Source organism: Pseudomonas vanderleydeniana, from assembly GCF_014268755.2.
Lineage (GTDB): Bacteria > Pseudomonadota > Gammaproteobacteria > Pseudomonadales > Pseudomonadaceae > Aquipseudomonas > Aquipseudomonas vanderleydeniana.
In genome coordinates this window covers 3,567,817-3,582,269 of record NZ_CP077093.1, presented here as the reverse complement: position 1 = coordinate 3,582,269, position 14,453 = coordinate 3,567,817, and the positions used below count along the sequence as shown (strand labels likewise).

General features: G+C 63.2%; 14 protein-coding genes. 10 read left to right on the top strand and 4 right to left on the bottom strand.

What is annotated here, in order from left to right; all coding sequences use genetic code 11:
* The first annotated feature begins 6 nt into the window (after positions 1–6).
* Genes efeO (HU752_RS16330) through efeO (HU752_RS16320) form a run of 3 tightly spaced genes read left to right on the top strand, consistent with a single transcriptional unit; the run spans position 7 to position 3,385 of the window.
* Positions 7–1,200 carry an iron uptake system protein EfeO gene (gene efeO / locus HU752_RS16330; RefSeq protein WP_186676416.1) on the top strand — a complete coding sequence of 398 codons (1,194 nt, stop codon included), beginning with the start codon at positions 7–9 and terminating at the stop codon, positions 1,198–1,200.
* 18 nt (positions 1,201–1,218) lie between these two features.
* Positions 1,219–2,535, top strand: coding sequence for an iron uptake transporter deferrochelatase/peroxidase subunit (gene efeB / locus HU752_RS16325; protein ID WP_186676428.1), 1,317 nt, complete (start codon positions 1,219–1,221; stop codon positions 2,533–2,535).
* Between the two features lie 25 nt (positions 2,536–2,560).
* Complete coding sequence (efeO, locus tag HU752_RS16320) at positions 2,561–3,385, top strand: iron uptake system protein EfeO (protein ID WP_186676431.1); 825 nt, start codon at positions 2,561–2,563, stop codon at positions 3,383–3,385.
* A gap of 220 nt (positions 3,386–3,605) precedes the next feature.
* On the opposite strand, the gene pssA is transcribed toward efeO (HU752_RS16320), so the two are convergent.
* Complete coding sequence (gene pssA, locus HU752_RS16315; RefSeq protein ID WP_186676441.1) at positions 3,606–4,949, bottom strand: CDP-diacylglycerol--serine O-phosphatidyltransferase; 1,344 nt, start codon at positions 4,947–4,949, stop codon at positions 3,606–3,608.
* Between the two features lie 215 nt (positions 4,950–5,164).
* On the opposite strand from pssA, the gene HU752_RS16310 reads away from it, so the two are divergent.
* The 7 genes from HU752_RS16310 (at position 5,165) to pncA (ending at position 10,985) form a co-directional block, all read left to right on the top strand.
* The gene (locus HU752_RS16310) at positions 5,165–6,802 is read left to right on the top strand and encodes a methyl-accepting chemotaxis protein (protein WP_186676444.1); all 1,638 of its coding nucleotides are present in this window, start codon (positions 5,165–5,167) and stop codon (positions 6,800–6,802) included.
* A gap of 160 nt (positions 6,803–6,962) precedes the next feature.
* Positions 6,963–7,526: a TetR/AcrR family transcriptional regulator gene (locus HU752_RS16305; RefSeq protein ID WP_186676446.1), complete on the top strand. Its 564-nt coding sequence runs from the start codon at positions 6,963–6,965 to the stop codon at positions 7,524–7,526.
* 118 nt (positions 7,527–7,644) lie between these two features.
* Positions 7,645–8,124: a nuclear transport factor 2 family protein gene (locus HU752_RS16300; protein ID WP_186676447.1), complete on the top strand. Its 480-nt coding sequence runs from the start codon at positions 7,645–7,647 to the stop codon at positions 8,122–8,124.
* A 165-nt stretch (positions 8,125–8,289) separates the two neighbouring features.
* Positions 8,290–8,832 (top strand): tetratricopeptide repeat protein, encoded by a 543-nt coding sequence (locus HU752_RS16295; RefSeq protein WP_186676450.1) that lies wholly within the window; start codon positions 8,290–8,292, stop codon positions 8,830–8,832.
* Between the two features lie 93 nt (positions 8,833–8,925).
* Positions 8,926–9,384, top strand: coding sequence for an RNA polymerase sigma factor (locus tag HU752_RS16290; protein WP_437182373.1), 459 nt, complete (start codon positions 8,926–8,928; stop codon positions 9,382–9,384).
* Positions 9,381–10,169, top strand: coding sequence for an anti-sigma factor family protein (locus HU752_RS16285; protein WP_186676454.1), 789 nt, complete (start codon positions 9,381–9,383; stop codon positions 10,167–10,169). Before HU752_RS16290 ends, HU752_RS16285 begins: the two co-directional genes overlap by 4 nt.
* A gap of 180 nt (positions 10,170–10,349) precedes the next feature.
* Complete coding sequence (pncA, locus tag HU752_RS16280; protein ID WP_437182372.1) at positions 10,350–10,985, top strand: bifunctional nicotinamidase/pyrazinamidase; 636 nt, start codon at positions 10,350–10,352, stop codon at positions 10,983–10,985.
* Positions 10,986–11,120: 135 nt separating this feature from the next.
* On the opposite strand, the gene HU752_RS16275 is transcribed toward pncA, so the two are convergent.
* From HU752_RS16275 to HU752_RS16265, 3 genes are all read right to left on the bottom strand, one after another.
* The gene (locus HU752_RS16275; RefSeq protein WP_186676465.1) at positions 11,121–12,797 is read right to left on the bottom strand and encodes a SulP family inorganic anion transporter; all 1,677 of its coding nucleotides are present in this window, start codon (positions 12,795–12,797) and stop codon (positions 11,121–11,123) included.
* On the bottom strand, positions 12,790–12,975 hold the full coding sequence (locus HU752_RS16270; protein ID WP_186676468.1) for a ParB-like protein: 186 nt from the start codon (positions 12,973–12,975) through the stop codon (positions 12,790–12,792). Before HU752_RS16270 ends, HU752_RS16275 begins: the two co-directional genes overlap by 8 nt.
* A gap of 247 nt (positions 12,976–13,222) precedes the next feature.
* Complete coding sequence (locus tag HU752_RS16265; protein WP_186676471.1) at positions 13,223–14,362, bottom strand: glycerate kinase; 1,140 nt, start codon at positions 14,360–14,362, stop codon at positions 13,223–13,225.
* Positions 14,363–14,453: the final 91 nt, after the last annotated feature.

Genomic DNA, 14,453 nt, shown 5'->3' with positions numbered 1-14,453 from the left:
TTACCCATGTCCAACCCTGCAACTGGCAAACCGCCCCAGGCCCTGCGCTGGGCGGTAGCCGGCTCGGTGATCGTGATGATCGCGGCCGGTGGACTGTTCTACTACGCCTCGCAACTGGCCGCGAGCAAGCGGCAAAGCCATCACAACGAGATTACGGTCAATATCCTCGGCCACAGTTGCGACCCGAACGCGCTGACCGTGCCGGCCGGGCCGAACAGCTTCCGTATCGTCAACAAGTCCGATCGTGCGGTGGAATGGGAAATCCTCGACGGCGTACTGGTCGTCGAAGAGCGCGAGAACATAGCGCCAGGCCTGAGCCAGGTGATCAACGCCAACCTTGCCCCTGGCGACTACGTCATCACCTGCGGCCTGCTGAGCAACCCGCGTGGCACCCTGCACGTGACCCCGACAGCGGCTTCGGAAGCGGCCGCCAAGGCCCGTCCGTCGATGACCGCGTTCATTGGTCCGCTGTCGGAGTTCCGTGTCTACCTGAGCACCCAGGGCGGAGCCCTGATCAAGGCGGTCGACGCCCTGCAGCAGGCGATTGCCGCTGGCGACCTGACCCAGGCGCAGGCGCTCTACGTGCCGGCCCGTGAGGCCTACCAGCGTCTGGCTCCGGCGGCCCAGCGTTTCTCCGAACTGGACAACGGCATCAACGCCCGCGCCGACTACTACGAAAAACGCGAGCAGGACACCGGCTTCAACGGCTTCCACCGTATCGAATACGGCCTGTTCCAGCAGCGCAGCCTCGACGGCCTGAAGCCGGTGGTCGAACGCCTGCAAGCAGACGTGATCACCCTCAAGCAGCAGCTGCTGGCCCAGTCGCTACCCCCGGAGCAACTGGTCAGCATCGTCGCCCGCAGCATGCACAGCATCGCCGAAACCCGTGGCAGCAGTGGCGAGGAAGAACGCTACAGCCATGTCGACCTGAACGGCTTCGCAGCCAACCTGCAGGCCACGCGCAAGGTCATCGACCTGCTGCGTCCGCTGCTGGTGAAGTCGGCCGCCGATCTGCTGCCCAAGCTCGACAGCGCCGCAGTGGCCCTGGATGCCGAACTCAATGGCCTGCGCAACGGCGACAGCTATGTCACCTACGACACGGTCGGCGCTGATAAGCGCAAACAGATTGCCGACAAGGCCAAGGTCCTGGCCGATGCACTCGATGGAATCGACCCAGCCCTTGGCCTTTCCGGCCTGTAACCAGCAGACGACCCGAACATGAGCGATTCAACAGAGCGCAACAACGAATTTTCCGCCGACCGCCGCCGTGTCCTGTTGGGCATGGGCGTGGCTGGCGCCGCCATCGCCGGCAGTGCCCTGAGCTGCCCGGCCATGGCCGCCTCGCAAACCCAGTCCCAGGTCACCCAGGCCCCGAGCAGCGAGAAGACCCAGGACCGCCACGAATTCCATGGCAAGCACCAGACCGGCATCGTCACGCCGCGCCCGGCGGCCGGCATGTTCGTCGCCTTCGACGTCCTGGCCAGCGACCGCAAGGACCTGGAGCGACTGTTCCGCACCCTCAACGAACGCATTGCATTCCTGATGAGTGGCGGCGCAGTCCGGCAGATCGATCCGAAGCTGCCGCCCCTGGACTCCGGCATCCTCGGTCCGGTCGTCACCCCGGACAACCTGACCATCACCGTCTCGGTTGGCAACTCGCTGTTCGACGAGCGCTTCGGCCTGGAATCGGTCAAGCCCAAGCGCCTGAGCCAGATGGTCGGTTTCCCCAACGATGCGCTGCAACCGGGCCTGTGCCATGGCGACCTGAGCATCCAGTTCTGCTCCAACACCCCGGACACCAACATCCACGCCCTGCGCGACATCGTCAAGAACACCCCGGACCTGCTGCTGGTGCGCTGGAAGCAGGAAGGCACCGTCCCGCCACAGGCACCGGCCAAGCCTGGCGAGCCGGCCCAGAGCGCGCGCAACTTCCTCGGTTTCCGTGATGGCTCGGCCAACCCGGACTCCAACGACAACAGCGCCATGGACCGCATCGTCTGGGTTCAGCCCGGCAGCGACGAGCCGGCCTGGGCCGCCAACGGCAGCTATCAGGCGGTGCGGATCATCCGCAACCTGGTCGAGCGCTGGGACCGTACCCCGCTACAGGAACAGGAAAGCATCTTTGGCCGGGAGAAAATCACCGGCGCGCCTATCGGTGGCAAGACCGAAGCCGAGGTCCCGGACTACAGCAATGACCCGGAGGGCAAACGCATCCGGCTCGATTCCCACATCCGCCTGGCCAATCCGCGCACTCCCGAGTCGCAGCGCAACCTGATCCTGCGCCGGCCGTTCAACTACTCCAATGGCGTCAGCAAGAACGGCCAGCTGGAGATGGGCCTGTTGTTCATCTGCTACCAGTCGAACCTGGAACAAGGCTTCATCACTGTCCAGACCCGACTCAACGGCGAGCCCCTGGAGGAATACCTCAAGCCTATCGGTGGCGGTTATTTCTTCACCTTGCCGGGTGTCACCGGCGACCAGGACTTCATCGGTCGCTCGCTGCTTTCTGCAACACAACAAAAATCCAAGGCTTAATCCTTAACTCACCTGGGAAGTTCTCATGAAGAAGTCGCCTCTTGCTTTGTTGTTGGCCGTCGGCCTGCTGCACGCTCCGCTCTCCGCTTTCGCGGCCACTGCACCGCTGGACCTGGTGGGCCCGGTTTCGGACTACAAGATCTACGTCACCGAGCAGCTTGACCAACTGGCCAGCAAGACCCAGCAGTTCACCGACGCCGTGAAGAAAGGCGACCTGGCGACCGCCAAGAAGCTCTACGCCCCTACCCGCGTTCACTACGAGTCGATCGAACCGATCGCCGAGCTGTTCAGTGACCTGGACGCGGCCATCGACTCCCGCGTCGACGACCACGAAAAAGGCGTCAAGGCCGAGGACTTCACCGGTTTCCACCGCCTGGAGTACAGCCTGTTCTCCGAGAACTCGACCCAGGGCCTGGGCGATCTGGCCGACGGCCTGGACAAGAACGTGAAGGAGCTGCAATCGCGCGTTGCCGGTCTGACCTTCCCGCCTGAGAAAGTCGTGGGTGGCGCTGCCGCCCTGTTGGAAGAAGTGGCTGCGACCAAGGTCTCCGGCGAGGAAGACCGCTACAGCCATACCGACCTGTATGACTTCCAGGGCAACATCGACGGCGCGAAGAAAATCGTCGACCTGTTCCGTCCGCAGATCGAGAAGCAGGACAAGGCCTTCGCCGCCAAAGTCGACAAGAACTTTGCCACCGTGGAAAAGATCCTGGCCAAGTACAAGACCAAGGACGGCGGCTTCGAGACCTATGACAAGGTCAAGGAAAATGACCGCAAGGCCCTGGTCGGCCCGGTCAACACCCTGGCAGAAGACCTGTCGACCCTGCGCGGCAAGCTGGGCCTGAACTAAGGTCGTGGTGCCTCCCGGGCGAATGCGGTCGCCTGGGAGGTCTGTCGCCCCGACAGACCTGGCCCCCCCTACAGGTTTTTGGCGTCATGCATGCGTGACAGGCGCGCCATGAAGCCTGTAGGAGCCGGCTTGCTGGCGATCCGCCAAAGGCGGCCATTCAATGAGATCCAGGGTGCCAGGCTCAGCGCTATCGCCAGCAACCCGCCGCCCCAACAACGAATCAGAGCATCCGATAGAGCAATCGCTCGATCTTCACCCGACTCACCCGCCGCAGGAACTTGCCCACCGCCTCCGGGTAGTCCAGCAGTGTATCCAGCTCCCTGAAGCTGGCGATCCGCTGTGTGTTTTGCAGAATCAGTTCCAACTCCCGTGCCCGCACTTCCAGCAGCTCACTGCGTGGATCGTCGATCAGCAAGGCGTTTTCCAGGTCGAGGCGAAAGGCTCGCGGATTGAGGTTGTTGCCGGTCAGCAAGGTATAGCGCTGGTCAACCCACATGCCCTTGAGATGATAGGTGTTGTCACCATCACGCCACAGGTGCAGGTTCAACAAGCCCTTGTCGATTGCCGCCTGGTGCCGCTTGGCGAAACGCCGCAGGCTGATCTCGTACAGGTACGGCAATGCCGCGATGACCTTGAACGGCTCGCTGGGCGGGATGTAGAAGTCGTTGGCGGTCTTGTCGCCGACGATGATGTCGATCTTCACCCCGCGTTCCAGCGCCCGGTTGATTTCCCGGGTCACCGCCAGCGGCAGGTTGAAGTACGGCGTGCAGATGGTCAGTTGCAGTTGGCTGGCGGCAATCAGCTCGCAGATCACTCGGCTCAATGGGTTGTTCTTGCCCAACCCCAGCAACGGGCTGACCGACAGGCTGAAGCTCGGCTCGCCACCTGCCCGGGTGTCGTACTGGGCGCTTTTGAGTCGGCTGCGCAGATCGCCAATACCGCCGCGCAGGCTGCGGGTGGTCGGCAGGCTCGGCAGGTCCAGGCGACAGACTGCATGGGAGGCCAGCAACTCCTTGTACACCAGGCCCTGCATCGAATCGGCCAGGGCCTTGTTGTGCAGCAGGTGATAGCGGTCGAAACGGTACTTGTCGAATTTGTGCAGGTACACGTTGTTCAGGCTGGCGCCGCTATAGATCACGCAATCGTCGATGATGAAGCCCTTGAGGTGCAGCACCCCGAACAGCTCGCGGGTCTGTACCGGCACGCCGTAGATCGGCACCTCGGTCTCATGGGCCCGGGTCTGCGCCTGGTACCAGGCGCTATTGCCCGGCTGCTTGGCTGCACCGATCAGTCCGCGCTGGGCCCGCAGCCAGTCGACCACCACGACGATTTCAAGCGTTGGGCGAGCCGCCTTGGCCGCGTGCAGCGCATCGAGGATTTCCTGCCCGGCCTCATCCTCCTGCAAGTACAACGCCACCAGGGTGATGCGCTGACGCGCCGTGGCGATCCGCTCCAGGAGACAGCGGCGGAACTCGGCGGCCGAAGGCAGGATGGTCAGGGAGTCGGCAGCCAGCGGGAAGCTGCGCAGTTTGGGTAACAGGGAACGTTTGAAAAGCGACGGCATAGGGCTCGAGTCGAATTCGGAGGATGAGTGAGCTTACACCATGCATTGCGCTGGATGCTCGTGTTCGAACAGGTCATTGCTGCCAACTCTGAGAGGTTCGTCCCATCATGGCGATAGATAAAAACAAATACGGGGTGCCCTTGTAACGCGATACAACGCTACCCAAGTAATGGCTCACTGACATCAATCCTGCGTTTACGCTAAGGAAACCTGAAATGCCCCGCTCCCTGACAATCGCCAAACGCCTTGGATTGGGCTTTGGGCTGGTGCTTTCGCTCCTGACCCTGGTCACCCTGATCGGGGTCAACCGTGTCGGCCTGATCGACTCCACGCTGACCAATGTCAGTGACGACAGCGCAGTCAAGCAACGCTATGCGATCAACTTCCGCGGTAGCGTGCATGATCGCGCCATTGCCATCCGCGATGCCGTGCTGGTGCGTGACAATGCCGGCCTGCAGAACCACCTGGGCAACATCGAGAAACTGAACGCCGACTACCAGGCCTCGGCGCAGCCGATGGACACGATTTTCAGCAAGATGGGGGCATCAGACACCGAGCGCCGGCTGCTGGGAGACATCAAGGACAGTGAACGCACCACCCAGGCACTCACCGCCCGCCTGATCGAAGTGCGCCGCCAAGGCGACATGGACAAGGCCCAGGCATTCCTGCTGAGCGATATTTCCCCGGCCTACCAGGAGTGGCTCAAGCGTATCAACGCCTTGATCGACTACGAGGAAGCCTCGATCGGCAAGCAACTGGCCGAAGTGCGTACCACGGCCAGTCACTTCGCCACCTTGATGCTGCTGGTCACCACGATTGCCGTGCTGCTCAGTGTGCTGGTTTCGGTGCTGATCATCCGCAACCTCAAGTCGACGCTTGGCGCCGAGCCGGAAGCGGTAGCCGATGCGATACGGCAATTGGCTGAGGGTCAACTCGATACGGTAATCGACACTCGCCACCCCGACAGTGTCATGGGCACCCTGAAAACCAGCAACCGCCACCTGGCCGAGACCATCACCCAGGTACGCGCCGTCGCTCATGACCTGATGGGCTCGTCCTCGCAGCTGCTGGCCAGTTCCGAGAGCAACAGCCAGCAGATGCGCCTGCAGACCGGGGAAACCGAACGCATGGCCACTGCGGTCAACCAGATGGCAGCCACCGTTCACGAAATCGCGGCGTATGCCCAAAATGCCGCGCAGGCCAGTAGCGCCGCCGACCAGGCGGTCGAGAGCGGCAAGCAGGTGGTGCAGACCACGGCCAGCGACATGCAGCAACTGGCCAAGGTGCTGGACGAGGCGGCCGAATCGGTGGGTCGCGTGTCCCATGACAGCCAGGCCATCGAAAACGTCGTTGCCGTGATCAATTCGATTGCCGAGCGCACCAACCTGCTGGCCCTCAATGCCGCCATCGAGGCAGCCCGCGCTGGCGAGGCCGGACGGGGGTTTGCCGTGGTGGCGGATGAAGTCCGCTCCCTGGCCACGCGAACCCAGGATTCGACCCGGGAAATTCGCGAGATGGTCGGACAGCTGCAATCGGGCGCCAGTGACACTGCCGAAATCATGCGCAACAGCCGGGAGCTGGCACAGCGAACCGTCGAGCAGACCCGCGTCGCGGAAAATGCACTGGTCCGTATCCGCCAGGAGGTCGGCGCGATCAACGACATGAACGCCCAGATCGCCAGCGCCTCCACCCAGCAAGGTGTCGCCACCCAGGAAGTGAACCAGAACATCAATCGCATCCACGATGCCGCCGTGGAAACTTCGGTCGGCTCCAACCAGGTCGCCCTGTCCAGCCGGGAGCTCTCGGCACTGGCCGACAACCTGACGCGCAAGGTCAGCTTCTTCAAGGTCTGACATCTCACGCGGCCGGCGCCCACAGCATTGCGGGGTCGGCCGTGATCCGACGTACACCGAGGGGGTTTGAACCCGGGCCTACCGGGGCTTCGAACCGCCGCGGATGCAAATTTGAAATTCGGGGTTGACCATGGAGAACGATCGTTCTACCATCTCTCCCATGAACGAAAACACTCCCAACCCAACGCGCGAAACCCTTCTGGACACGGCTGAAAGGCTCATCTATCAGGGCGGCATCCATGCCACCGGGATCGATCTGCTGGTCAAGACCTCCGGTGTGGCGCGCAAGAGCATCTACAAGCATTTTGGCACCAAGGACGACCTCACGGTGGAGGCCCTGCGGCGGCGCGATATCCGCTGGATGCAGTGGTACCGCGACGAGGTCGACAAGGCCCCGACCAGCGGCGAGCGACTGCTCAGCCTCTTCACCGTGCTGGGTGGCTGGTTCGCCTCCGAAGGTTTTCGGGGTTGTGCCTTCATCAATACCGCCGGCGAGACCGGCGACCCGCAGGACCCGGTGCGCCTGCTGGCCAAGGAACACAAGCAGAAACTGCTCGACTACCTCGTCGAGCTCTGTGAAGCACATGGCATCGACGATCCGTTGGTGGTTGCCCGGCAACTGCTGATCCTGATCGACGGCGCCATTACCGTGGCACTGGTCATGGGTGACCACGGTGCAGCCGATAATGCGCAATGCATGGCGCGGAAGTTATTGGCGCTCTGACAACGGCCTGAGCCGGAAAAGCAGCTCAACACGGATGGCATTTTTCCTGCCCGGTCGACTGTCGCCTGGATAAAAAGCGCTACATCAGTCTGAAACCTATTTAATTGGAGACATTGCCATGTCATCTAACGCAGACGTTCGCCCGCCACTTCCCCCTTTCACTCGCGAATCGGCGATCGAGAAGGTTCGCCTGGCCGAAGACGGCTGGAACTCCCGCGATCCGCAACGCGTGTCCCTGGCCTATACCCTGGACACCCAGTGGCGCAACCGTGCGGAGTTCGCCCACAATCGCGAGGAAGCCAAGGCGTTCCTGACCCGCAAGTGGGCCAAGGAGCTGGATTACCGTTTGATCAAGGAGCTCTGGGCCTTTACCGACAACCGCATTGCCGTGCGCTATGCCTATGAATGGCATGACGACTCGGGCAACTGGTTCCGCTCCTACGGCAACGAGAACTGGGAGTTCGACGAGAACGGCCTGATGGCTCGCCGTTTCGCCTGCGTCAACGACATGCCGATCAAGGCCGAGGAGCGCAAGTTTCACTGGCCACTGGGCCGCCGTCCGGACGACCATCCAGGGCTTTCTGAACTAGGCTTGTAATCCGTCGTAACGACTGGATGCGAGCGGGTTCGCCTGCTCGCTTCCATCGAATCCCTATTCAGCTTCCATAGCGGTTGTGCGCCGCATGAATTAATTTTCCACCGTACCGAATAAAACCCCGCTTCCAGGCGTTCTCATTGTTGCCCACCTTCTGGAGCACTACCCATGAGCCTTCGCAAAAGCACCCTACTCGTTCCTGTACTGATCGCCGGTGGCCTGGCCGCGGCACTTTCGAGCAGCCTGGCACTGGCTTCCGGCGACGAGCCAGCACCGCCCAAGCCCAAATGCACCAGTCAGCAGGTCTGGAACCCGAAAACCAACAAGTGTGAGCCTCTGGTGAGCAGTCGCGCCAGCGACGATGCACGTGCCGACTATGCCTACAGCCTGGCCAAGGACCAGCAGTACCAGGAGGCGCTGAACGTACTCGATACGCTGAAGAACCCCAATACCGCCAAGGCCCTGAACTACCGTGGCTACGCCACCCGCAAACTGGGACGTACCGACGAAGGGATCGGCTATTACCTGCAGGCGGTCAAGCTCGATCCGAGCTACGCTCAGGTCCGCGAGTACCTGGGTGAGGCCTATGTGATCAAGGGACGACTGGATCTGGCTCAGGAGCAGTTGCAAACGATCAAGTCGCTGTGTGGCACCCAGTGTGAAGAATATGAAGACCTGGCCGATGCCATCGCCCATCCGACCCAGAGCTGAAGACCGAGAGACGCGGAGGCTGCCATCGCCAGCGACAAGGAAATACGAGCCGAACTGGGTCAGCACCTGACACGCCTGTGGCGTTACGCCCTACTGTTGTCCCGGCAACGACACATCGCCGAAGACCTGGTGCAGGCTACCTGCGTCCGGGCGCTGGAGCGCGGCGAACAATTCGTTGCCGGCACCCGCATGGATCGCTGGCTTTTCAGCATCCTGCACTCGATCTGGCTCAACGAGATCCGCTCCCAGCGTGTACGCCGGGGCCAGGGCCAGGTGGATGCCGACGAGGTACTGGCCTTCGACGGCGAACAGGTGGCACAGACCCACGTGCTGGCCGCGCAGGTCATCAGGCGTGTCGACGCCTTGCCCGAAGCCCAGCGCGAGACCGTGTTCCTGGCCTATGTCGAAGGTCTGTCGTACAAGGAAGTGGCCCATATTCTCGAGGTACCGATCGGTACGGTCATGAGCCGGCTCGCCGCCGCGCGCGTGAAACTGGCGGACAACCCGCCCCTGCGTGCCGTGCCCACCTCAACCCGTGGAGAACGGCGATGACTGACCAGTTTTCTCACCACATGCCTTCCGATGAGCGGCTGGTGGCGTTTCTCGACGACCAGCTGGAGCCCGAGGAGCGCGCCCAGATAGCGGTCGCCATCGCCGAAAACGCTGAAGTCGCCGAGCGTGTCGAATGGCTGGGGCGCAGTAGCCTGCCCTTCCAGCCAGCCTACGATGAGCTGCTGGAACAAGCCCCGCGCAGCCGCCTGGAGGCCATGCTTGAGGCGCTGCCCGCACAGCCGGCCAAACCCTCGATGAGCCGGCGCGGCTTCCTAGCGGTAGCGGCCAGTTTCATGTTCGCCGGGATTGCCGCCGACCGCCTGTTCCAGTTGTGGCAGGCACCCAGGGAACAGCAGGATGACGTCAACTGGCGCAGCGTGGTCGCCGACTACATGACGCTCTACACCACGCAGACTCTGGATGGCCTCCCGGACGACGAAGCCTCGCAGCAGGCTCAGTTGCGTAATCTGGACAAGGGACTCGGGATTGCGCTCGAGCCCACGCAGTTGCTGCTGCCAGGGGCGCAACTCAAGCGCGTGCAGATGCTCGAGTACGAGCGCGAGCCCATTGCCCAACTGGCCTACCTGGACCCGAAACACGGGCCCCTGGCCCTGTGCATCACCCGAGCGAAGAAAAGCGCGAGGCCGCCCGCCGAGGAAGTACGCCGTGGCATGAACGTGGTGTTTTGGGTCGGCCAGGCCCATGCCTACATGCTCATCGGGCGCAATCCGACGCCGGAACTGCACACCATGGCGGATCTTCTGCGCCAGCGCTTTGCCACCTAGCTGATCGCGCCATGGGCGATTCTCTCCATGGTGCGACAGCCAACCACGTACCTGTTGCACCGCGCAGTACCGACACATTCTTGCACTGGCTACAGACGCGGGTAGCTGTGTCATGCTTGTATGCTCGGCACTCACTTGAACCGGGTACATAAGGACATTCCCATGCCAAACTCCACCTCTCTGCCCTTGAACGACCCACGCTGCGCCCTGATCGTGATCGACGTGCAGAATGACTTCATCCCCGGCGGCAACCTGGCCGTTGCCGGCGGCGACGAAATCGTGCCGTTGATCAACCGGTTGGCCCCGCGCTTTCGCAACGTGATCATTGCCCAGGACTGGCATCCTGCCGGCCATGCCTCGTTCGCCAGCAGCCATCCCGGCCGCCAGCCTTTCGATACCGTGCAACTGGCCTATGGCACCCAGGTACTCTGGCCAGACCATTGCCTGCAAGGCAGCCATGGCGCGCAACTGCATGCCGACCTGCAATTGCCCCATGCGCGACTGGTGATACGCAAGGGCTGCAATCCGCAGATCGACAGCTATTCGGCGTTTGTCGAAGCCGATCGCCAGACGCCGACCGGCCTGGCGGGTTACCTGAGGGAATGCGGCATCGACACGGTGTACCTGGTGGGCCTGGCCCTGGACTATTGCGTGGCCTGGTCGGCCCTGGATGCACGCGCGGCGGGCTTCAACACCGTCCTGATCCCGGACGCCTGCCGCGCCATCGACCTGGATGGATCGCTGAAACGGGCCATGGCGCAGATGGAGACGGCGGGCGTGCAGTTCATGGAGGCCAAGGATCTCATGAACCTGTAGGCGCATGATTTGAGAGCTTCTTCGCGGGCAAGCCCTGCTCCTGCAGGCTCTGCGTCGTTCGTACGACACCTTTTCTGCAGGAGCGAGGCTTGCCCGCGAAGAGGCTCTGAAGCCTGGCCAGCCCCCTTTGCGCTATCAGGCATTGGCCCCGCCCTTGACAGCACCGACCTGCTGCACCACGGCGTAAACGCTCAACTCACTGAGCACGACCTCGGACAGATCCGCCTCCGGCAATGCCAGCAAGGCCTGGTGCGCCTCATGCTTCAGGCGGGCAAACAGCAGCATCTTGTTCTCGCCCTTGAAACGCACGATGAAGTCCTGCAGCGCCTCGATGCTGGTCCCGTCCAGATCCGGCGACTCTTCCAGGCTCAGGATCACCGCACGCACCGGCGGTTCCTGTTGCTCGGCCAACCGTTGCACGCTGCGCAAGATCCGTTCGGCATTGGCGAAAAACAGCGCTTCCCCTGGGCGCAGGATCAGGACGCCCGGCACCTGCTGCGCCTGCGGGTGCAACTGGCAATCAACGAAATCATGCCCCTGCGCCAGGTGCCCAAGCACCTGCACGGCTGCCGATGACATCTGGCGCAGCATCAGCATCAGGCTGATCGCCACCGCCGCCAGCAGCCCGTCCAGCACCCCCAGCAACAGCACCGCCCCTACCGCACAGATTGCCAGGAAACGATCCCGTCGCCAGACGAAATAGCGCTGCAGCGGCTCCAGGCTGACGGCACGGGTCAACGCATGAATGACAATGGCCGCCAGCACCGGTTCGGGCGTCAGCGCAATCAGCGGCAACAGGGTCGCGACGATCAGCAGCACGACCAGCGCCGCCACCACCCCGGCGCAGCGCGAGGTTGCACCAGCGGCCTCATTGGCCGAGGTTGCCGAATACCCGGCACCGGCCGGCATGCCATGAAACAGCCCGGACAGCAGGTTGGCACCACCGAGCACCAACAGGTCGCGGTTCGAACTGACCCGATCACCATGCTTGAGGGCAAAGGCGCTGATCGAACCATAGGACTCGGCATACAGGATCATGACCAGGGCAAAACCCAGCTCCACCAGTTTCAGCCAGTCGGAGAAAGCCAGTCGCGGCAGTGATGGCACCGCCAACTGCAGGTCGATGACCCCGATCAGGTTGATGCCATGGCTCGGCAGATCCAGCCACCTGCCCGCCACGATACCCAGCATCACCACCAGCAGCCCACCCGGCACGCGGCGCAGACGCCCGAAGATCGCCAGCAGCACCAACGCCACAAGCGCTACCGACGCGCTTGCCCAGTTCCACTGCGGCAGTTGCCCGAGCAGCTCCGGGATGAAGCGGATCAGGTCACTGTGCTGCGGATGCACATCGACGATGCTCGCCACCTGCTTGAGAATGATGGTCACCGCCAGGCCGAAGGCAAAACCGCGCAGGACCGGCTTGGCAATGAACGACGTCACGCTGCCGAGCTTGAACAGCCCGGCGAGCAGGAACATCAGGCCGGTGATCATCACCAGGCCGATGGCCATGGTCAGACGCAACGCCAGGTCCGTCCCGGCCACCGACAAGGTGGCCGCCGCCAGTACCGCAGCGGACGACGAGGTAGCCGAAACGATCGCAAAACGGCTGGTACCGAACAGGCCATAGCAGAACAACCCGGCAAACAGGGCGATCACCCCGGCCTGGGGTGGCAGATTGGCAATGCTCGAGTAGGCAACCGCCTCGGGCAACAACAGGCCGGCAATCGACAGGCCGGCGACCAGGTCAGGGCCCAGGCGGCGAGGTTGGACGGGGGTGGCAGCGGCATGTTGCAGGGAAGGCTCACGCATCGATGGGGCCGAGTACGCAGGGGAACCAGTGATTGTCCAGCGCCGCTTCACGCTCCTTGCGCTTGAGCTTCTGCCACTGGGTTCGCTTGAGGTCGACCTCTTGCAGGCCGACAGTGACTTGGGTGGGGTACGGTTTTTCCAGCTTGGCACTGATCAATTGCGGACGGGCACGAGCCATCGAGCGTCTCCTGACAAACGGACTACTCGCAAGCTTAGCGCCGAATGCCCTGAAGGACATCACCCTCCTTCGGTGAACGGACCTGCAATGAATGGCGCTGGGGTAAAGCAGGCTCGCCCGCGCTGGGGGCTCAGCCCCCTGAGCCCTGAGTCCCGGTTGTGCATGACACACCCTGCATGCAGCGTTCGGGGGTGCCATGCACCCCAGCGCGGGCAAGCCCGCTCGCCACTACCAACCGGTTTGGTGCTCAACGCGTTGCGGCGAGCCTCCAGACCCGGGCGATATCGCGGGCTCGTGCCGACAACAGCCCTGGCGCATCGGCGCAGGCCTGCTCCAGCGTCATCGGCCCGGATGCCAGGGCAAAGGCGGCATCGACCCCGTGCTGGTACATCTGCTCATAACCATCACCCAGGGTACCGGCCAGCACGATGACCGGCACACCGTGCTGGCGAGCGATCCGCGCCACGCCAAAAGGCGTCTTGCCCCGCAGGGTCTGGGCGTCGAACCGGCCCTCCCCGGTGATGACCAGGTCGGCGCCCTGCACCGCCTGCTCGAGCCCGACCAGGTCGGCAACCACTTCCACCCCCGGACGGAACTGCGCGTCGAAGAAAGCCTTGGCGGCAAAACCCAATCCACCGGCCGCACCGCTACCCGGCTCGTCACGGACATCCCTTGGCAACACCTGGGCACACAAGTCGGCAAAATGGCCGAGCGCGGCATCCAGTTCACGCACCTGGGCCGGCGAGGCGCCCTTTTGCGGGCCAAAGATCGCCGAAGCTCCGTGTTCACCACAGAGCGGGTTGTTCACGTCGGCGGCGATCTCGAAACGCACCTCGGCAAGGCGCGGGTCGAGCCCGGCCAGATCGATTCGATGCAGCCCCGCAAGGGCCAGGCCACCACACGGCAATGGTTGCTGCTGGTCGTCGAACAGGCCCAGGCCGAGTGCCTGCAGGGCGCCGGCGCCGGCATCATTGGTGGCGCTGCCACCGATGGCGAGGATGATTCTGCGGGCGCCGGCGTCGAGGGCCGCGGCGATCAACTGCCCCGTGCCGAAGGTGCTGGTGATGCACGCATCACGCTGTCCGGTCGGGACCCGTTGCAGGCCACTGGCCTCGGCCATTTCAATGATCGCGGTCTGGCTTTGTGGCAGCCAACCCCAGCGGGCCTGCACCGGGCTGCCCAGGGGCCCCCGGACCGTCTCGGTACGCGGCTCGCCCTTGCAGGCGGCGAGCACCGACTCCACCGTGCCCTCGCCCCCGTCGGCCATCGGGTACTGGAGCAGTTGCGCCTGCGGCAGGACCTCGGCCAGCCCCTGGGCAATGGCCTTGGCCACACCGTCGGCACTCAGGCTGTCCTTGAAGGAATCAGGGGCGATGATGATTTTCATGGGGGGCTTCTCCGGTTCTTGTAGCGTCCATGCTGCCAGTTGAAACGGCGAATGACGCCGGTCTGCTGCACAAGCATTGCCGGGCTTTATT